15 protein-coding genes are annotated in these 19,659 nt (G+C 43.1%); 6 read left to right on the forward strand and 9 right to left on the reverse strand.

The features are described from left to right. Nucleotides 1–63: 63 nt before the first annotated feature. The 3 genes from AAEY75_RS02105 to AAEY75_RS02115 all read right to left on the reverse strand — a co-directional run bounded on the left by AAEY75_RS02105 (nt 64) and on the right by AAEY75_RS02115 (nt 5,764). Nucleotides 64–3,051, reverse strand: a complete 2,988-nt coding sequence (locus tag AAEY75_RS02105; RefSeq protein ID WP_352258124.1) for a LysM peptidoglycan-binding domain-containing protein — start codon at nt 3,049–3,051, stop codon at nt 64–66. Nucleotides 3,052–3,609: 558 nt separating this feature from the next. Next, entirely contained in the window at nt 3,610–4,104 is a 495-nt protein-coding gene (locus AAEY75_RS02110; RefSeq protein WP_197216193.1) for a nuclear transport factor 2 family protein, read from the reverse strand. 508 nt (nt 4,105–4,612) lie between these two features. Then, nucleotides 4,613–5,764 (reverse strand): hemolysin family protein, encoded by a 1,152-nt coding sequence (locus tag AAEY75_RS02115; RefSeq protein ID WP_413787052.1) that lies wholly within the window; start codon nt 5,762–5,764, stop codon nt 4,613–4,615. Nucleotides 5,765–6,474: 710 nt separating this feature from the next. Here AAEY75_RS02115 and yajC point away from each other — a divergent pair. The 6 genes from yajC (at nt 6,475) to AAEY75_RS02145 (ending at nt 13,076) form a co-directional block, all read left to right on the forward strand. Then, the gene (gene yajC, locus AAEY75_RS02120; RefSeq protein WP_110922992.1) at nt 6,475–6,801 is read left to right on the forward strand and encodes a preprotein translocase subunit YajC; all 327 of its coding nucleotides are present in this window, start codon (nt 6,475–6,477) and stop codon (nt 6,799–6,801) included. Nucleotides 6,802–7,121: 320 nt separating this feature from the next. Further along, entirely contained in the window at nt 7,122–8,999 is a 1,878-nt protein-coding gene (secD, locus tag AAEY75_RS02125; RefSeq protein WP_197216195.1) for a protein translocase subunit SecD, read from the forward strand. Between the two features lie 9 nt (nt 9,000–9,008). Further along, nucleotides 9,009–10,268, forward strand: coding sequence for a protein translocase subunit SecF (gene secF / locus AAEY75_RS02130; protein ID WP_197216197.1), 1,260 nt, complete (start codon nt 9,009–9,011; stop codon nt 10,266–10,268). Between the two features lie 197 nt (nt 10,269–10,465). Further along, nucleotides 10,466–11,875: an MATE family efflux transporter gene (locus tag AAEY75_RS02135; RefSeq protein WP_197216199.1), complete on the forward strand. Its 1,410-nt coding sequence runs from the start codon at nt 10,466–10,468 to the stop codon at nt 11,873–11,875. Between the two features lie 102 nt (nt 11,876–11,977). Further along, the gene (locus AAEY75_RS02140; RefSeq protein ID WP_413786932.1) at nt 11,978–12,727 is read left to right on the forward strand and encodes an AzlC family ABC transporter permease; all 750 of its coding nucleotides are present in this window, start codon (nt 11,978–11,980) and stop codon (nt 12,725–12,727) included. Beyond that, nucleotides 12,717–13,076 (forward strand): AzlD domain-containing protein, encoded by a 360-nt coding sequence (locus tag AAEY75_RS02145; RefSeq protein ID WP_352258128.1) that lies wholly within the window; start codon nt 12,717–12,719, stop codon nt 13,074–13,076. Before AAEY75_RS02140 ends, AAEY75_RS02145 begins: the two co-directional genes overlap by 11 nt. A gap of 134 nt (nt 13,077–13,210) precedes the next feature. On the opposite strand, the gene purF is transcribed toward AAEY75_RS02145, so the two are convergent. The 6 genes from purF to AAEY75_RS02175 form a co-directional block, all read right to left on the reverse strand. Further along, the gene (gene purF, locus AAEY75_RS02150; protein ID WP_197133593.1) at nt 13,211–14,746 is read right to left on the reverse strand and encodes an amidophosphoribosyltransferase; all 1,536 of its coding nucleotides are present in this window, start codon (nt 14,744–14,746) and stop codon (nt 13,211–13,213) included. Nucleotides 14,747–15,071: 325 nt separating this feature from the next. After that, a complete protein-coding gene (locus AAEY75_RS02155) occupies nt 15,072–15,569 on the reverse strand; it encodes a CvpA family protein (protein ID WP_352258130.1) in 498 nt (165 codons plus the stop codon). Nucleotides 15,570–15,673: 104 nt separating this feature from the next. Further along, a complete protein-coding gene (locus AAEY75_RS02160) occupies nt 15,674–16,708 on the reverse strand; it encodes a quinone-dependent dihydroorotate dehydrogenase (RefSeq protein ID WP_197216205.1) in 1,035 nt (344 codons plus the stop codon). Nucleotides 16,709–16,870: 162 nt separating this feature from the next. Then, nucleotides 16,871–17,446, reverse strand: a complete 576-nt coding sequence (locus AAEY75_RS02165) for a DUF4870 family protein (protein WP_227681287.1) — start codon at nt 17,444–17,446, stop codon at nt 16,871–16,873. Nucleotides 17,447–17,810: 364 nt separating this feature from the next. Beyond that, on the reverse strand, nt 17,811–18,269 hold the full coding sequence (locus tag AAEY75_RS02170) for a SixA phosphatase family protein (protein ID WP_352258132.1): 459 nt from the start codon (nt 18,267–18,269) through the stop codon (nt 17,811–17,813). Nucleotides 18,270–18,352: 83 nt separating this feature from the next. Further along, nucleotides 18,353–19,648 carry an NAD(P)H-dependent glycerol-3-phosphate dehydrogenase gene (locus tag AAEY75_RS02175; RefSeq protein WP_352258134.1) on the reverse strand — a complete coding sequence of 432 codons (1,296 nt, stop codon included), beginning with the start codon at nt 19,646–19,648 and terminating at the stop codon, nt 18,353–18,355. Between the last annotated feature and the right edge of the window lie 11 nt (nt 19,649–19,659).

Below are 19,659 nucleotides of genomic sequence, written 5' to 3' on the forward strand. Positions count from 1 at the left end.
GCTAACAATCTACTTTCAAGCAACCTACTTTCGAGATGCTTATTTTTAGTAATAAGCTATTGCTTAGCGATTAGGCACTGTCAAACGCTGACCACGCTGTAGCATAGTATCTGCTGCGATATTGTTCATATCTGCTAGCTCCTGCGTAGATACGCCATATTTGCGTGCCAAGCCAATCAAGCTATCTCCTGATCCGACCGTATAGCTCACTGTGGCTTTTGGTACTTTGAGGATCTGTCCACGTTGCAACTGTGCATTGGTCGCCAGACTGTTGGTCGCAGCCAAGTCTTCTACCGAAACACCAAATTGACGTGCTAAAGCAATCAGACCATCACCTGATTTTACTTTGTAGCTTTCCGTGTTGCTCAGCGTCTTACCACTGCTGCTCGCGGTGCTAGTGCTACTACTCGTAGCGCTACTGCTTTGACTACTACTAGACGCACTGGCGACACTTCCGCTAGCAGGAATGGTAATAGTGCGACCGAGTATGAGATTAGAGCTGGTATTCAAATTGTTCGCTGATGCCAAATCACTCAAACCAATATTGTAACGTTTAGCCACACCCGTCAAGGTATCACCTGACTTTACTTTGTAGCTGACGGCTTTATCATTTAGCTGACGATCAACCAACTCTTTAGAAGCGGGTACTTTGATGGTTTGGCCGCGTTGTAAGCGAGCTTTTGCATCGAAGTTGCTGTTTACTGCAGCAAGATCCGCCGCACTAACCCCAAGGTCGTTAGCAATCCCGATTAAGGTTTCACCAGATTTAACTTTATAGTTAGTAGTCGCCACTGAGCTTGAACTGCTTTGGCTACTAGCGCTGCTGCTAGTGCTAGTAGACGCCGAGCTAAAGTCAACGCTCGCTGGTACTTTAAGTGTCTGACCAACATACAATGAGCTTGTGGTACTGATGCCATTAAGACTGGCTAAGGTATCAGTAGACACATTAAATTGACGCGACAATGCAATCAGGCCATCGCCTGCTTTTACTTTATAGTTTTTAGTCGCAGTGCTTGATTTGGTCGGTTTGGTAGAAGGCGCTGCAGATGTGGTTGCAGGCGCAGTCACTTTACCTGGTATCAGCCATAGCTTTTGGCCTCTACGCAGATCCGAACGGCTGCTCAGGTTGTTATAGGTTGCTAGCTGAGTGACCGATAAACCAAAGCGATTGGCCGTACCAATCAGCGTATCACCACTTTGTACTGTATAACTTTCTGGCTGGCTATCTGTTGTACTACTCGCACTGCTTATTGGCTCGATGCTTTTTGCATTGTATAGGTACAAAGTGCTACCCGATAGCAAACTAGCGCTAGCATCTATTTGGTTCCATTCTGCGATATCACGCCAGCTCACGCCAGCACGACTGGCAATGTTAGATAACGTATCACCACGTTTGACGGTATAAGTGGTACGTGTGCCTTGTGGCTTCGGTTTACTTGCCGACGTCTGTGCAAAACTCAGCTTTTTCTCTGTGCCACTGGCTTCTAGAATCGATTGCTGCGTTTGAACTGCTGATAGATTGATATTGCCATCAGCATTGATGACGTTGGTTTCCGATGTGCTACTACGGATTTGATTGGCAATAAAATCACGCTCTGCATTACTTAGCGGTGGCTCTTGGACAATCGTATTGTTTTGCGTAATCTGCGCAGAGGTGGTTGGTAGACTGTTGCTGCTCTTAAGCTCAGCATTGATTTTATTGGTCTCTGCGGCACTTAATGGTGGCTCAGTACGTGCTGGCGTATTACCATACGAAGAGCTGCTGGTTGGTGTGACTGACGGCGAGATATAACTGGTCGTCTGCTGTGGCACACTCGCGCTAGCCGCATAATCAGCCAATGCGCTTCCCGTAGATGGCAATGAAGAACCACTGTACGGCTTATTGTTATAGCTTGGTGTGGTAGTCGTCGTACTTGGCGTGTTTGCTGCGGCCAGTACGTTGCCGGTACCGTTACCTCTTAGCGTGCTCAATTTGGCATCAGTCGTTAGGCTAACATCATTAGGAATGATAACGCGCTGCGGACCTGAAGAATCAACTCGTCCAGAGGTAAGTGCTGTATTTAACTTTTCTAGCTCGTCGTAAGTCACACCTGTCAATTGTGCTACTTCAGATAAGCTGACACCATAATTCACTGGCACACTACGGAAATGCTGACGGTTAGCAATAGCTGGTAGGTATACGCCATACTGTTCAGGCTTAGCGACGATTTCGGCCACTGCCAAAAATCGTGGCACATAGTTCATCGTTTCAGTAGGCAGTCTAAGCGACCAGTAGTCCGTAGGTAAGCCTTGAGCTCTATTGGCATCAATGGCTTTTTGAATACGACCAGGGCCAGCGTTATAGGCGGCCAATGCCAATTCCCAACTGCCAAACTGGTTATGTAGCGCGGTTAAGAAATCATAAGCAGCACGAGTCGATTCGATAACATCACGGCGGCCATCATAAGTACTGCTTTGGTTTAGACCGTAAATACGACCCGTACTTGGAATAAACTGCCACAAGCCTGCAGCCGCTGCACTACTGGTACCGCTTGGATCGTAGGAGCTTTCGATGACTGGTAGCAATGCAAGCTCAGTTGGAATATTGCGGCGCTCAGCTTCTCTTACCGTATGATAAATATAACGACTGGCACGCGCAGTTAAGCGGTTTAAATAATCCTGTCTACTGGTAAACCAGCTTTTTTGTCCTTCAATACGCTGATTATAAATCGGTTGGCTGCCATTCATACGGTAACCAGCACGCAGACGATTCCACAAATCACCATATTGCTGAATAGCAAGCTGATTGCCTTCTACCATTGTCATGTCAGAGGCTTCTAATAAGTCTGCCAATTCGTCTAAGCTATCTGCATCCAAATACGCAGTTGAGTAATCAGTACTCGTGGCAGCAGTCTGATTGGTGGCAGGCTTAGTAATAACCGATGAGCTATTGGTCGCACCATTGTTTTTTACCGTCGACGTATTGCTACACGCACTGATAAGCAAAGTCGAGACGGCAAGCGTTAATGGCAACGCAATAAATGAGCGAGAGGTTGATAGCACAGTAGACATGATATTAAGAGTTTCCTAACGACAAGAAGTGATGAGATAGAATTGCTTGATAGTATAATATGCAATATAAAGCAAAGACCAGTTAATATAAAAAGATAATAGTCATAAGTTGAGTCGACATCTAGATTGGTCTACTAAGGCGCCAGATTATTACGTCCATGCAGACAATCATGCAAACAACCAACATCGTACAGAATTAGCAGGCTTCAATAGATAATGATTGTCTTTTTAGTAGATAGTAACTGTCTTTTTGAATAAAGCAGATTTCTAAATAAACCCGTTCAATACCAAATTGGTGTTAATGACTGAATGGTTCATATAGCGTGCAATCGATGCTGAATCGCAAGAGCATGTCCTTAATTTTAGAACACGCTCTAGGGTGTGTCCGCATTTTAAAAATGGTGATAAAAATGAGATAAATTGCAGTCAAACAAGGAAAATAGCGCAAGTAATATCGAGATATTAGTTAGCTATTTGACACCGTTTGGCAAGATTTAGCCATTTTTAACCCATTTAGATTACTATCGATTAAATTGAGAACACGCCCTAATAAGCTGGCTAGTTAATCGTTATTTGTGATACCGCACGCAGCAGCACTGCATTGCCAGTTGATAGCGCCAAAGTCACTCTAGATGTGGTGACGAACGAGACCGTTTGACCGTCTTTTACCCAACTTTCGTTAGTGGTGACATTGGCTTTGGCCTGCTCGCCCGTAATGACAATGTTGTCTACAGAGATGTCATAGCGATAGTTAGAGGTGTCATTCCAGCTATTTTGTAGCAGTTTCAAATAAGCATCTTTGTCCAAGCTAGTAGACTTACCCTTTCTAGACAACGAAATCAGCGCATCATCAGAGACGAGACGAGCAACCTGACTGACATTTCGGCTATTTGCTGATGACTTCATTGCTGAGGCATAGTTCTGCACCAACGCTTCGGTCATGGGCGCCGCTTGCGCACTGATACTTACGGTACTTGCAATAGCTACCACAGCAGCCACGCCTGCGCCTTTGATTAACAACGCCAAAAGCCTTTTTCCCCATAATCGTTTCATGATAATCCTTAGCAATACAGTTTCCGTTGTTGTCATATATTGACGACTAACGTGTTTCTATCATTTGATTCAACATACTACCTAGTTATGTAATCATAAACTAAGCCAATGCTGTTGGCTCTCATGCTTTGGTTCAATAGCGATACTTCTTATTAGCTAATGAGACTTCTTAAATAGTGATACTTTTTATACAGTAATAATCTTCAGCTAGCTAGTGATACCTTGCAATAGCTGTCTTATCATAACCATATTTTTAATAGTCGTGACAGCGTTGTTGTATCATAGAGTGAGCCTATCATTTAATTCTCACAGCTATGTGACACCCTGTGTAATTATTGCGAATATCAAAACAGGCACAGTCATCGCCTTTAAAGTACGAGCAATATCATGATCTTATAATAAGTATGCATCAGCGCAGACTAAGTCACCTCTTTCGAACTACAACTCAATCTTCGCTTCAGCTTTAACGCCCTACCTATCAATCGATAACAACTCTGACGATGCTATTTTAAAGCCTGGTGTCTGTACTATTATTATCATAGCGCTCATCATCACTGAGCTTCATACCCAAACGCTCTACTCGTCTGTCCATCATTTGTCGAGCCAATGCCTGCATATCTTCAACGCGATCTATCTCATCAACAATCTCTAGACCCAATAAAGTCTCAAACACGTCTTCTAAAGTAACTAGACCTTTGACCTCGCCATATTCACCGACAGTAATCGCGATATGGATGCGGTTCTTTAGCATGAGCTCTAATAAATCAAACAGTTTCATTTTGGAGAATACAAAAGTGATTTCACGTTTGAACTGAGTCAATGGCTTATCTACAGCGTGGTTCACTTTTGCTAACAACATATCTGTTTTTAATACAAAACCAGTAACATTGTCCAAGTCACCATCGTAAATCGGTAATCGTGAAAACGTCAGCTTCGGGCGATCAACCAATAATTCGGCGACTGTTTTATTTTCTTCAAACGCGAGCATTACCGAACGCGGCGTCATAATATCTTCAACTTTAATGGCGCCAAATGCCAGTAAGTTACGAATGATCCGCGACTCTAAAGGATCAATTTGTCCTGACTCTTCACCGATACTCGCAAGTGCTGCAAACTCACGACGACTAAATGCTTGAGGTTCTTTGCCACGTACCAGCAGTTTTGTCAAACGCTCTGATACCCAAATGAGTGGGTACAACAGCAGGATAATACCACGAACAAAATAAGCGACAATGCCACTCAACTGACGCCAATATACCGTACCTAGTGTTTTTGGAATAATCTCAGACAAGAATAATATGGCCAATGTCATAATGGCAGAGAATAGACCAAACCATGCACTACCAAAGACAATCGTTGCCTGAGCACCAGCACCGATAGAACCTAATGTATGAGCGACTGTATTCAATGTCAAAATAGCTGCCAACGACTGGTCGATATTATCAACCTTTAGCCGTCTGAGCATATTTGCTTTTTTTGGATTGGTTTCTTGAACGTCAGCGATATAAGACGGTGTCATGCTGAGTAATGCGGATTCTGCTAAGGAGCAAACAAACGAGATACCGATGGCCACAACCACAAAGAATATCAATAACAGAATATTGATCGCTGTGGGATCTGCTGAAGCATCAGCAGCAAATGCCGGATAAGGTAGTAGCATTGCGAGTAACGCTAGTAGCCCAAAAATAGGCTTCATGCTTCTAAGACGCTTAAAATAGTGCAGCGTCGGAGGAGGTTTGGCTGACGCTTCTTTAAAAGCGCGCGGACGACATAAACTAGGTACAAACATAAAAGTGGTGAACAAGTTGGGTAACCTAAACAGAAAAGAGAAAAAGGAATCTTAAGCAAACAGCAGCAGATATAGAGAGCAAATAGCAGCACCAAAGTAGAAAGACATAAAGGTATCTGCCAACACTTTCTAGATAGCTATTTAAAGCTAACTTCATACTGTCTATTAGGCTTAATGACATTCCAATAAATAGTGGGCTAAATACAGCTAATTATTGCCATTTGATAGTAGCACTGATGCTGATATTTCACAATAAGTCGCTTTTTTTAAGTCTTTGCTTTTTGCTACCTTGTATTACGCTACTATTGCCTAATATCCACTAAATATCTGAAATTTGCTATAATCGCAGCACTTTGTCATCACTTATCGTATTACAACAAACATAACTTACGTGTTGCATTAGAAATACTGTCGTCAGAAATACTGTTATCAAAGATATGGTCACTAGAAGTAATGACCGCTGGCTTGATGAAGACGGGAAGAAAAACGTGCTCAGGCTATGATTAACAGTTACCAAGTCTGGGATTTTTTGTTACTATGCGTTTAATTTTATTATTATCCATGACTTACTGAGAGAAACTATGTTCTTATTTATTCAAGCTGCTCATGCTGCCGAAACTGCCGGTGCTGCGTCACTATTTGGTCAGATTCTACTGCCTGTTGCTTTTTTTGCGATTTTTTACTTCTTGGTTATTCGCCCGCAGTCTAAGCGTACCAAAGAGCATCGTGCGATGGTCAATGCCTTGAGCGTTGGTAGTGAAATCATTTTTGCTGGTGGCTTAATGGGTCGCATTAAAAACCTAGAAGGCGACTACGCAGTGGTTAGCTTAAATAATAATACTGATATCAAAGTACAACGTGCTTCTGTTATCTCAGTATTGCCTGCTGGCACTATCGAAAGCATTTAAGCATCAATCATTGCTATGAATGATTGTTTGATGGTCGTATCATCAGTAGATGCCACGACTAAAAATGACCGTACATTATTTACGGTCATTTTTCGCTATAAAGAAATGAGACAAAGTAGTCTTATAGACTGCTGGATAGTCTATATTTACTCTTATTGAGTAGGTTGTTTTTATTTTTTGTTTTACTATCACCGCGGATGATCGCAACGGTACATAATGATGGCTTTTATACGCAGCATTAGACCTTTGCTATCGCTAACTTCCCATCTGCTAACTTGTGGCCTACGTCGCCAGTTGTTTATCAACTTAAAGAAGTGATTATGCAATATCCCGCTTGGAAATACTTACTTATTACCGTCGTGATACTCATTGCCGGTCTATATGCTGCCCCTAACCTCTATCCTGACGAGCCCGCTGTGCAGATTACGAGTGCTGCTGCAGGTACACAGCTGTCTGAAGAGATCTTAACGCAGTCTCAAAGCTTACTCAAAGACGCTGGTCTGGATAACCATGACGGCACATTTGAGGGCAATAGTGCGCTGGTTCGTCTTGATAATTCAGTCGATCAGCTAAAGGCGCAAGAAGTGCTACGTCAAAATTTGGGCGAAAACTATGTGGTCGCTCTTAACTTAGCACAGACAACACCGCAGTGGCTACGCGACATCGGCGCAAAACCGATGAAACTTGGTCTTGATTTACGTGGTGGTGTGCGCTTTGTACTCGAAGTCGATATGGACAAAGCACTTGAGCAGCGTCTGACCGGTGCTAGTAGCGACATGCGTCGCGAGCTACGTGCTGAACGCATTGCAGTCAAAGGCATCAAGACCGAAGATCAAAGCGTGGTATTGCATTTCGCTGATACAGACACTCGCAATCGTGCACAAAACATCCTACAAGGATCGATGGGCACCACGTTTAGCTTGCAATCTTCTATTGACGATCAAGGTCCTGCATTACTCTTATCGTATAACGATGCGACACTTGACGAAATCAATAGCTATGCCGTCAACCAAAACTTGACAACGCTACGCAACCGTATTGCCGAGCTGGGTGTTACTGAAGCCCTAGTGCAATCACAAGGTGCCAATCGTATCGTCGTAGAATTGCCAGGTGTACAGGATACTGCAGAAGCAAAACGTGTCCTTGGACGTACCGCAAACCTTGAATTCCGTATGGTGGCAGAAGATGCCGACAACTATACAGGTGGTATTCCTCCAGCGGGCACTGAAGCGTTCCCGTTTGAAACACTGGATGGCCCGCCTGTATTGCTCGAACGTCAAGCTATTGTCAGCGGCGATAAAGTGACCAATGCTCAAACTGGCTTGGATGAAAGCGGTCTACCTGAAGTAAGTATTACATTGGACAGTGCTGGCGGCAAGCTCATGCAAAACGCCACTCGTACCGCTGTTGGTAAACAGATGGCGGTATTGTTCATTGAAAACAAGCAAAGAATCACCTATGAAGAAGACCCAGTAACTGGCGAGACTGAAGAAATACGTACGCCTTATGCTGAAACCAAAGTCATCAACCGTGCCAATATTCAAGCGGTTCTAGGATCCTCTTTCCGTATTACTGGGCTAGACAGCAGTGCTGAAGCTGCTGAGCTTGCACTACTACTGCGTTCAGGAGCACTTGCGGCACCGATGTACTTTGTAGAAGAACGCACCATTGGTCCATCACTGGGCCAAGAGAACATTGAAAAAGGTCTATTCTCTACACAGGTCGGCTATCTACTAGTCTTTGCGTTTATGATTATCTTCTATCGTCTGTTTGGTGTCATCGCTAACGTAGCACTAGCAGTCAACGTGATTATCATCATCTCTATCATGTCAATCCTAGGCTCATCGCTTACCCTACCCGGTATCGCTGGTATTGTTTTGACCATCGGTATGGCAGTTGATGCAAACGTACTAATCTTTGAGCGAATACGTGAAGAGATTGCAAATGGAGTAAGGCCGAAGTCCGCTATCGTGGCAGGTTTTGACCGAGCTTTTAGTAGTATTTTCGATGCCAACATTACAACTTTATTGGTCGCATTTATCTTATTTGCGATTGGTACTGGTCCGATTAAAGGCTTTGCGATCACGCTAGCTATTGGTATTATCAGCTCGCTGTTTACGGCTATTCTGGTCACACGTGCGCTGGTACAAGTTGCTTATGGCAAGCGTAAATCCATCAAACGTCTGAGCATCGGTTAGGAGAACATTATGGCTATCGAGAATAAAAATCCTCTAGAACAGCAGAATAGTCCAGATCGAAATGGTTCAGGCGGCTCAAATGGCGATGGAAACAATGCAAGCACGCGCCGCCGCAACAAACCACGCCGTGATGGCAAAGGTAGCAATACTAAAACCAATAACCCTGTCACAGCGCAGCCGAGTAACAGTAAAGCTCGTCGCAGTGGTAAGGGTGCTGGTAAAGACAGTCAAGCACTGGCTACTCAAGCAACTGAGCCTAACCTAGCAACAGGTGATGCGGCAGATGATGCAGCGGCACAAGCTGAAGGTGGTATCAAAGCCATTGGCAACCAGCGTATCATTCCTTTTATGAAGATAGAAAAGCCCATGGCCATTTTATCTTTATTAATGGTTATTGGTAGTATCATTGCTATCGCCGTAAACGGTCTGAATTTGGGACTTGATTTCACAGGTGGTGTCTCAGCAGATGTGCGTTATGAGCAGTCTGTTGAACAAGTTGATGTTGTCAATGCCTTGTCAGACAATGGTTTTGATGATGCCGTCGTACAGTACCTAGGAACATCACAAGAGCTACTGATTCGCCTACCACCTCAGTCTGATAATGTTGATGGACTCAATACCAGTCTGACCAAAGCATTGACCTTAGCTGATAATAATGTTGAAATCAGTAACGTCAATATTATCGGTAGTCAAGTCGGTAGTGAAGTCTACTTAAACTCAGTGATGTCGTTAGCGCTAGCACTAGCCTGTATGCTTGGTTATGTCGCTTTACGTTTCCAATTCAAATTATCCCTTGGTGCAGTCATGTCGCTGTTTCATGATGCAGTAGTCACTATTGGTGTGTTTGCCTTATTTGGCTTTCCATTCGACTTAACTGTGTTGGCAGCTATTTTGGCCTTGATTGGTTACTCATTGAACGATACGATTGTTGTCTATGACCGCATCCGTGAGAATTTCCGTCGCGTCCGTGGTATCACGCCGCGCCAGACTATCGACTTGTCTTTAACAGAGACGCTGCGCCGTACGATTATGACCATTTCAACGGTATTGTTAGTGGTATTAGCAATGCTATTCTTAGGTGGTGATGGTCTATACTGGTTCTCAGTTGCCCTCTTCATCGGTCTAATTGCTGGTACTTATTCATCAACTTATATCGCAAGTTCGATTCCATTACGTATGGGTCTATCTCGTGATGACTTTATTGTAAAAGTAAAACCAGAGTTTGAAGAAGAAATCGTTACTTTTAACGATCCAAAAATGTTTGAATAAATGTTTAATGGTATTATTTAATTTATATAAATTTGACTATAAAGTCTGCCATAAATAACAGTAGTAACGTTTAAATCAAAGCACCTGACTCATGAATAATGAGTCTAGGTGCTTTTGTCTTTGTAGCTGTGTTTGTCATAAATAGCAAATATGCTACGCTCAATCCTTGTTGGGTTTTAAGTATAAACGAGCCAAAAATGACTACTCCCATATCTAGTCCAATGCCGCCCATCGATACCCGTTATACGCGTATTATTGCCATCGCTTTGCCAGTATTATTGGCCAATCTGGCCATGCCTTTACAAAGCGTAATCGATACAGCGATCGTCGGTAATATGAATGATACCGCTAAACTGGCTGGTATGGGACTCGCGATACAGTTATTGTCATTGTTGCTCGTCAGTTTTAACTTCTTACAATATGCATCGTCCGGACTGTCAGCACAAGCAATGGGACAACTGGCCAATCATGCTACAGATGGTACGGCAACGTCAGTTAATACAGCCCCTTCGCCCCTACTGTCTATCTTACAACGTGCTTTACTACTGGCATTTGGTATCGGTGCTATTTTGCTATTAGCAAAGCCTTGGTTGATAGATTTTGGTTTGCAAGCGCTATCAGCCAATCCAGATAGTGGTCGTGCTGCACAGACTTATTTAGATGTTAGGTTTTGGGGCGTAATTGCTGAGCTGATGAACTTTGCATTTATCGGTTGGTTTGCTGGGCAAGGTAAAACCCGCTATATGCTATATCAACAAGGTTTTATTGCCATACTCAATATCGTCCTAACCTTGTTTTTTGTCTTTACGATGAAAATGGGTTTGGCCGGTGTGGCATTAGGTACGACCATTGCTTTCTGGTTTGGTGTGTTATTAGCACTGTGGTTAAGTCGTCATCATCTGCAAATATCTTGGCAGGCTTTGTTTACTGCCGATAAGCAATATTTCACTAAAGAGCGAATACTTAGGCTGTTCTCATTAAATAAAGACATCTTCATTCGCACACTCATCTTAACCTTGAGTTTTGCTTGGATTACTCGTCTTTCTGCTCAAAGCGGTGATGTCATACTGGCGGCCAATGCTATCTTACTTCAAGTCCTGAGTATCTCAGCCTTTGCACTTGATGGTGTTGCGGTATCTGCTGAAACGTTAAGTGGTCAAGCGGCTGGGCGCCGAGACTGGCCACGTTTTCGCATTATTATCAAGCGCACAGGTATTGTCAGTTACGGACTCGCCATCGCCTTGAGTGCTATATGGTGGCTTGCAATGCCAACATATTTAGGGTTTATGACCAATATCGAAACGGTTTTTACATTGGCATATAATTACCACCTTTATGCCGTATTACTACCCCTCGTCGGGGTCGGTGCCTATTGGTTAGATGGTATATTTTTTGGCTTAACAGCTGGTCATGTTATCCGTAATGCAGCCCTGATACTCGCCGCTATATTTTTCCCACTCAGTTGGTTTCTCTATCAGCAATGGGACATGACTGGTATTTGGTTGAGTGTGTGGTGTTTATTATTACTTAGGCTAATTATTTTAAGTGGCTTCTTGTACCACGCGCATCAAACCGGCAGCTACGAAAAACTACAGCCGGAAGCTTAATACCACTCTCAGCTACATGGTGTTGAATAACGTATTTTTATAAAGTGTTTGTAATATAGTTGGTTCAATTTAATTTGAACACAAAAACCATTAGGATATTCTGTGACTACTCGTTCAAAAGAATTACATCAGCCATATAAAATGCGCTATGACTGGGCTGAAGGCTTCAAAAAAAGCTTACCCGTGGCAATGGGCTACTTACCTGCAGGTATTGCCTTTGGTGTACTCGCGCAAGTTGCTGGTATCCCTGTGTGGGCTATCATTATGCTCAGTATCGTATTATATGCTGGCGCTGCGCAATATGCTTGTTTGCCCATGCTGAGTGCTGGTTTGCCGATTGGTAATATCGCGACGAATATTGCGGCTATTAATTTACGTCATGTATTCTATGGTATGCCTTTATTACAATATCTACCAAAGAACAAACTTGCTAAAATCTATTGTCTATTTGCGCTGACTGACGAGACATTTTCAGTCATGACCAGCTTGCCCAATGAGTCGCGACAGTCCCTGATACTACCAATCAGCCTCTTTAACCAAAGTTGGTGGGTACTGGCCAGTACGATTGGTATTATGATTGGCAGCACGCTCAGCGATTTGGTACCTCACTTGGATTTCGCCTTGGTTTGCTTGTTTGCGATTTTGGCTTATGAGCAGTTTCAAAGTATCAAACGCTATTTTCCAATTGGCATTGCCGTAGTCTCTCTAGCAGCAGCCTCGTTATTTACGAGTAACTGGTTACTATTGGTTGCGATTACCATTTGTATGTTGCTGATTTTAGCACGTGGATTTTGGGTACAGCGAGGCATGGAAGAAAAAAGTAACATGGCAGGAGAAACTGATGACCAGTAGTTATCTTATTTTCGCGACTTTTGCGATGGCCGCTGTTACCTTTATCACGCGCGCCCTACCTTCCTTAATACCCAGAAAACTATTAGACACACCTTGGTTGCATCGATTGAATGAAAGCTTACCGCTGTCCGTGATGGTGTTGCTCATTTTGACCAGTCTCTCTTATCAAGACCTGTCTGCGACCACGGCTCTGGATAGTGCCGAATTGCATCTATTGATGGCACAAATTGGTGCTCTACTTTTAGTCTTACTTGTCTACCATATCAGCCGTCAATTATTAGTCAGCATGATTGTCGGTATTGCTGCTATTAATAGTTTACTATGGCTATTAAATAACTTTCTAGGCTAAAAGCACTAGCTAGAATTCAGTGCCAAACAAAACGTTAAACAATATTTCAAACATAAAAAAGGCTGGATTCTATTAAGAATCCAGCCTTTTTCTAAGCGTACTGTTGTATAGAGCTAGTTAAGAAGAGTTGCTTCTTAAAGCTCCTCAACACCCATCATATCGACTGGGGTATCAGCCACGATTTGTACGCCTTTTTTACCTGTTTTAGCCGTGTCATTACGCTGCTCTTGTAGATGATCAAGATAGGCTTCATTGATCTGACCAGTGATATAGCAACCATTGAATACGGCACAATCAAAGCCTTCAACTTTGCTGTGTTTGGTATCTTTTACTGCATCAATCAAGTCATCCAAGTCCTGGAAAATCAAACGATCAGCACCGATGATTTCACGCACTTCTTCGACTGTATGACCTGAAGCAATTAGCTCGCTACGTACTGGCATATCGATACCATACACGTTTGGGTACTTAACCGGTGGCGCAGCACTGGCGAAAAATACTTTATTGGCGCCAGCGTCTCGAGCCATTTGAATGATTTCATGACATGTCGTACCGCGAACGATAGAGTCATCGACCAACAGTACGTTTTTACCTTTGAATTCTAACGGCACAGCGCTGAGTTTCTGACGGACAGATTTTTTGCGTTGTTGCTGACCTGGCATGATGAAGGTACGACCGATATAGCGGTTTTTCATAAACCCTTCACGGTACTTAACATTCATCTTAAGCGCCAACTCCATCGCAGAAGTACGCGAGGTATCTGGAATAGGAATAACCACATCGATATCGTGATCTTCGCCCCATTCATTCATGATCTTATCTGCCAGTTTTTCACCCATACGTAAGCGGGCTTTATAAACTGAGATATTGTCCATGATTGAATCTGGACGAGCGAAATAGACATATTCAAAGATACATGGTGTATATTCTTTTTGCTCTACGCACTGATGGGTGTGTATTTTATGATCGAGATCAATAAAGATAGCTTCGCCTGGTTTGACATCACGAATAATCGTAAATCCAGACCCCGTTAAGGCTACTGACTCTGAAGCGACCATATACTCAGTGCCGCCGTTTGGAGCCATACGCTTACCATAGATAAGCGGACGGATACCGTTCGGGTCACGAAAGGCAAGTAAACCATGGCCAGTAATAAGGGCGACAACACCATAAGCACCTTCAACACGACCATATACAGCCGTGACTGCTTCAAATATATCAGCAGGCGTTGCTTTGGTTTTACCCAAATTCTGCATTTCATGGGCCAGTACGTTCAAGAGTACTTCAGAATCTGAATCGGTATTAAGATGGCGGCGATCTTCGATGTACAAAGACTTGGCCAAGCTCTCAGCATTGGTCAAGTTACCATTATGCGCAAGGGTAATACCATAAGGTGAGTTGACATAAAATGGTTGAGCTTCAGCACTGCTTGACGTGCCTGCCGTTGGGTAACGAACGTGACCGATACCGAATTTACCAACCAGTTTCATCATATGACGATTCATAAACACGTCACGTACCATGCCATTTTCTTTACGTAGATAGAGTCGTCCATCTTGCAAAGTGACAATACCTGCTGCATCTTGCCCGCGATGCTGTAGCATCGTCAAACCGTCATAAAGTATCTGATTGACTGGTTCGTGAGCTGCAACTCCAATGACTCCACACATAATAGCTATATCCTATTTTGACCCATACATTAGTACTACAATAACGGCAAAAAATTAGACGGCACGCTATCTAAAATGCGTGCTGCCACTCACCGTCGACCTGATGATATTTACGAAACATTAAACAAGCATTTATCTTTTTGGTTTTCAAAAAATCAGCATCCATCATTAATTGATGCTGATTTATGAGCCTTAACTGCTATCAAAAATTATTTTTTCAAGAATGAATTTTGAATACGATGTTATTGATGCTATAAAAGCTTGAGTGGTAAAAAAGACATGATAAAAATCATAGCGTTAATACTTAGAAATATGACGAGTTAGCTTATGATTGATTGATTTGATCCCAAGCCATACCAAGCACATCTGACACCAACGCTTTACCCATCGGTGCATAAGGCATTAGCTCTGGCGCTAGCACTGAGGTTTGCCATTGCGGCATCTGTACCAATAGTGGCGCACTGACACTCAGAACCACTAAAACCATTAATACGTTTTTGGCTGCACCAAGGACGCCACCTGCCATCTTATCAACGATATCCAGACGTAAGGTTTTGAGCACCCCTGAAAATACAAACGCAACTGTGTGCATGATGGCTAATATTACGATCACCACTAATAGAAATGCCATTGCCATTTGTAAGACAGGGTTTTCTACGATACCTGCTAATTGAGGCGACACAACACCCGCCAGACGCGTAGCAGCGACTAGCGCAATCAACCAACCGACCAAACCAATGGCTGTTTTAATCAACCCTACTTGAAAGCCGCGCCACAAGCCAACCAAGACAACAATAGCAATCACAATATCCAGACCACTCATTTTCTATGCCTCATACCCTATGGTATTTTTATCAAGTATTTACTTAAGTGTTTATGACAAGGTTAATCTTTGAGCATTCAATTTATAATAGGTTTATGGACAGTCTAGCTTTCCATGGCATCATAATAACCACCGATTGCCTGAATACAAGACTGTACCAATCCAGGTCCACGATAGATAAGCCCTGTATAGAGCTGTACCATGTCTGCACCGGCCTGAATCTTCTTGACGGCTTTCGCACCACTGTCGATACCACCGACACCGATCAAGGCGACTTTGCCCTCTAGCTGATCAGAAAACTGTTGTAAAATCTGAGTGCTAATATGGCTCACTGGACGACCAGATAGACCACCCATTTGATCACCATCACGTAAGTCTTCTACGCCGACACGGCTCAAAGTCGTATTGGTCGCAATCAAACCATCAATTTCAAAATCTATCAGCTGCTGTGAGATATAGTCTACTTGTAGAGGCTCTAAATCAGGAGCAACTTTCAGTACCAATGGCACATAAAAACCATATTCGGTCGCCAATTGGCTATGACGGTTTTTAATGGTATCTAAAAGCTGAGTCAATGCTTCACCGCTTTGCAGATCACGTAAGTTTTTGGTGTTTGGCGAAGAGATATTAACGGTAATATAAGAGGCATGCGGATAAGCACGCTCTAAACAATAGACGTAATCATCTGCTGCCTGCTCTACTGGCGTATCGGCATTTTTACCGATATTAATGCCAATATTGCCTTTGTATTTGCAACGTTTGACATTTTCGATCAGATAATCGACACCTTGGTTATTAAAGCCCATACGGTTAATAATGGCATCTGCTTGCTTTATTCTAAACAATCTTGGCTTGTCATTACCTATCTGTGGCCTCGGTGTGACCGTTCCGACTTCTATAAAACCAAATCCTAACTCAGCCAAGGCATCAATATAGTCACCGTTCTTATCCAATCCTGCGGCTAAGCCTACTGGATTAGAAAACTGTAAACCCATACAGTCTGTTGGCTGCATCGACTGACCGTACACCAAACCTAAAACACGCGCTTTATGAGCTTTATCCAATAAGGACAAGGTCATCTCGTGGGCGTGCTCGGGATCCATCTTAAAGAAAAAAGGACGAAGTAAGGCATAAGACATAGTAATGACAGACCCTGCTAAAAAGAAATAGTGAATAAAAAGTGCGAATGAAATCAGGCGCTGCGATTATATCAGCTTAACAGAAATAAGAGCAAAGTTTCCTGCGGTAAATTTCTATATTAAAACCACAGCCTATATAGATAAATAGCGATTAACTGGCTATCAAGGCACAGGACGACCATCCGTCAGAGCTATCCAACCACGTACGATACGGTATAGATGCCAGACAAAGGTAAATATCATAATTAAGAAGCCAAATCCAGCCAAGAGTAACGAGCCAATAGCGATATGATCACTATCAGCCAATATGCTGACACCAAAGCCGCCCAAGGCAAACGTTATAATAACGATGCCGATTAGAAACAAAACAATGCTGTACCAAAAAGTCTTAATCTGCCAATCAAAATGTGTGGCCAGCCATGAGCCATTTGCATCGTGGCGCTTGGCATAGTTCATCACAATCGGCACAATCCACAATAACCCAGCAGTGAAATAGCTAATCACGTATAGAAAATAAGTAATGTGGTTATAAGTGGTGAGAGAACGGCGCTTGTCGTTATTCATATTATCGTTATTCATACTGTCGCTCATCGTATTATCTTGTCGTTGCTGAGAGATACCATAATCAGACCGCTCATCATTAAAACTAGCCCCACCTGATTCATGATGACTGTTATCAGCAGTTTTTGTCTGTTTTTGCAAACGATCATCAGAATTGTGATTAGGAGAATGGTTCATAGTAAAGTTCCATAACTGATAGTAGCTAGTTATTATTTGATGGGAGCAGATGAGCTGCTTTTCAATGAGTCTCATGATAAACAGTGATTTGAAAGCAATGTATTAATAATACTGTGTTGGAAGATAGCGCATGCTTATAGAACACACAGGCATGAAATAGTGGGCACTTACCCCTGAATTGGCGTATTTACTCTAACTTCTTTCAAGAGTTTCTGATAGATATTGTTTTGCGTATCGGTTTTATAATCATCATGGACAACTGCCATAAACAGAAATTTTTTGACCGTTCGTATGATACGGTCTAATGGGAAATATGGGACCAATGGTTTATTAATTAGCCTTAAAAAACACATGAGTAAAGAGCTTAATATGGCTGCTCAGGTACAAAGCGATCAACCTCAGTTGCCATCCCCATCATCACAAATTCCATCTCAAATACTCTGGCTTCTGCCAAAGAAAACGATTCAGGATAATCACCCGTTAATAGACCAGCGATATAAGCAACGATAGACATATGACACACGACGACCAGACACTCAGCTTCGATATTAGCCAAATCCATAAGGGCCTGACGAGCATCATCAGAAGGTGTAATGTTTTTTAATATGACCGATGGTACTGTCGGTGCTCTCGACTGAAATTCTGCTAGTGTCTGCTGTGCTCTGTCATAAGGGCTGACGACAAAGTAATCGGGATTGTAGTGAGTCGTCACATACTCTGCCGTTTGTATGGCTTGCTGTTGACCAAAATCTGTTAACTGGCGCGCGCTGTCTGGGCGCGATTCATCTTCTGCTTGACCATGACGAACGAGTATAATTTTCATAACCTTCCTTTATACGTTGTCATGATGGCGTTGTTTGCAGAATAACCATTCTTAAAACAACGTCATCATTTAACATTGGAGTTTTACTTACTGTCAGTATCGCCACTTTCATCATCAGTGCTGTCGCTTGACGTTTTCATTTGCGCGGTAAGTGCCGCATTGCTGTGGTCATGCGCCATAACAAATTCGACATCACTGCGGAACCCTGCTTCCATAAGATGCAAAGCCACACCCAATGCTGCTTTATCTTCATAAATAACAGCATAAAGCGCATGCGTAATAGGCATATAAATGCCTTCTTTGGTGGCTTTCTCATGCACTTGCTGAATGGTGTTGACCCCTTCAGCCGTCTGACCAAGTTTTTTCACCGCTGCATCGATGCTCATACCACGGCCAAGCATATTACCGATACGGTAATTGCGACTCAACTCTGAGCTACAAGTGGCGTATAAATCGCCAACGCCAGACAATCCTAAAAACGTTAGTGGATTCGCACCCGCTTCCACGCCAAAGCGACTCATTTCCGCCAAGGCACGGGTCAGTATCATCGCTTTGGTGTTTTCGCCGACATCGTAAGCCGCTGCCATACCCATTGCGATCGCATAGATGTTTTTGAGCGCACCGCCCAGCTCCACACCTTTGACATCATCACTGGCAAATACTCGAAAGAACGCACTGTGTAGCGCAGCTTGTACTGCATGGCGTAATGGCTCAGACTCACTAGCGATGACTGTAGCAGACGGCATGTTTTTCATGATTTCTATTGCAAGGTTTGGTCCTGACATGACACCAAAATTCACTTCTGGCAAAACCTCTTTAATAATATCGCTCATCATTGCAAAAGTGTCTTTTTCCATCCCTTTGGTCAATGACACAATAGACTGTCCACTAATAAATGGCGCAATATTTTTTAGGGTCTCTCGAAATGCCAAGCCCGGCACAGCAATAAAAATAATATCTTTGTCTTTGACGCTTGCCGCCAAATCATGGCTGTATTTGAGACGATCATCAAGCTTATAACCTGGCAAGTATTTTTTATTGGTTTGGGTCTTGACCATCGCTTTTACAGTACGTTTATTACGTACCCATAGCGTGGTATCACAGCCATTGCGGGCAGCCAAATTTGCCATTGCCGTACCAAAACTACCACCACCTAAAAATGCCAAACGCAGCTTGGTAGGATTACTATGAATATCCGCCATGTTTTTTGCCACTGCGGACTCTACCGCACTAGGATTTAGCTTTTTACGGCCAATACCTGATTTGGTTGCACGCTCGATGATACCTGCCAGCAGACTGTTTTGCTTTTCTGGCGTATTCTTATCTGTTTCGCTATTTTCGTGACTGGTTTTTTTATGGCTATTATTGGGGCTGGTCATATTCTTTTATC

It is taken from the genome of Psychrobacter sp. TB55-MNA-CIBAN-0194, assembly GCF_040309505.1.
Lineage (GTDB): Bacteria > Pseudomonadota > Gammaproteobacteria > Pseudomonadales > Moraxellaceae > Psychrobacter > Psychrobacter fozii.

What these genes read in the sequence shown, in the direction of transcription:
- AAEY75_RS02105 (WP_352258124.1), bottom strand. Translation starts at nt 3,051, where the DNA reads ATGTCTACTGTGCTATCAACCTCTCGCTCATTTATTGCGTTGCCATTA.
- AAEY75_RS02110 (WP_197216193.1), bottom strand. Translation starts at nt 4,104, where the DNA reads ATGAAACGATTATGGGGAAAAAGGCTTTTGGCGTTGTTAATCAAAGGC.
- AAEY75_RS02115 (WP_413787052.1), bottom strand. Translation starts at nt 5,764, where the DNA reads ATGCTACTACCTTATCCGGCATTTGCTGCTGATGCTTCAGCAGATCCC.
- yajC (WP_110922992.1), top strand. Translation starts at nt 6,475, where the DNA reads ATGTTCTTATTTATTCAAGCTGCTCATGCTGCCGAAACTGCCGGTGCT.
- secD (WP_197216195.1), top strand. Translation starts at nt 7,122, where the DNA reads ATGCAATATCCCGCTTGGAAATACTTACTTATTACCGTCGTGATACTC.
- secF (WP_197216197.1), top strand. Translation starts at nt 9,009, where the DNA reads ATGGCTATCGAGAATAAAAATCCTCTAGAACAGCAGAATAGTCCAGAT.
- AAEY75_RS02135 (WP_197216199.1), top strand. Translation starts at nt 10,466, where the DNA reads ATGACTACTCCCATATCTAGTCCAATGCCGCCCATCGATACCCGTTAT.
- AAEY75_RS02145 (WP_352258128.1), top strand. Translation starts at nt 12,717, where the DNA reads ATGACCAGTAGTTATCTTATTTTCGCGACTTTTGCGATGGCCGCTGTT.
- purF (WP_197133593.1), bottom strand. Translation starts at nt 14,746, where the DNA reads ATGTGTGGAGTCATTGGAGTTGCAGCTCACGAACCAGTCAATCAGATA.
- AAEY75_RS02155 (WP_352258130.1), bottom strand. Translation starts at nt 15,569, where the DNA reads ATGAGTGGTCTGGATATTGTGATTGCTATTGTTGTCTTGGTTGGCTTG.
- AAEY75_RS02160 (WP_197216205.1), bottom strand. Translation starts at nt 16,708, where the DNA reads ATGTCTTATGCCTTACTTCGTCCTTTTTTCTTTAAGATGGATCCCGAG.
- AAEY75_RS02165 (WP_227681287.1), bottom strand. Translation starts at nt 17,446, where the DNA reads ATGAACCATTCTCCTAATCACAATTCTGATGATCGTTTGCAAAAACAG.
- AAEY75_RS02170 (WP_352258132.1), bottom strand. Translation starts at nt 18,269, where the DNA reads ATGAAAATTATACTCGTTCGTCATGGTCAAGCAGAAGATGAATCGCGC.
- AAEY75_RS02175 (WP_352258134.1), bottom strand. Translation starts at nt 19,648, where the DNA reads ATGACCAGCCCCAATAATAGCCATAAAAAAACCAGTCACGAAAATAGC.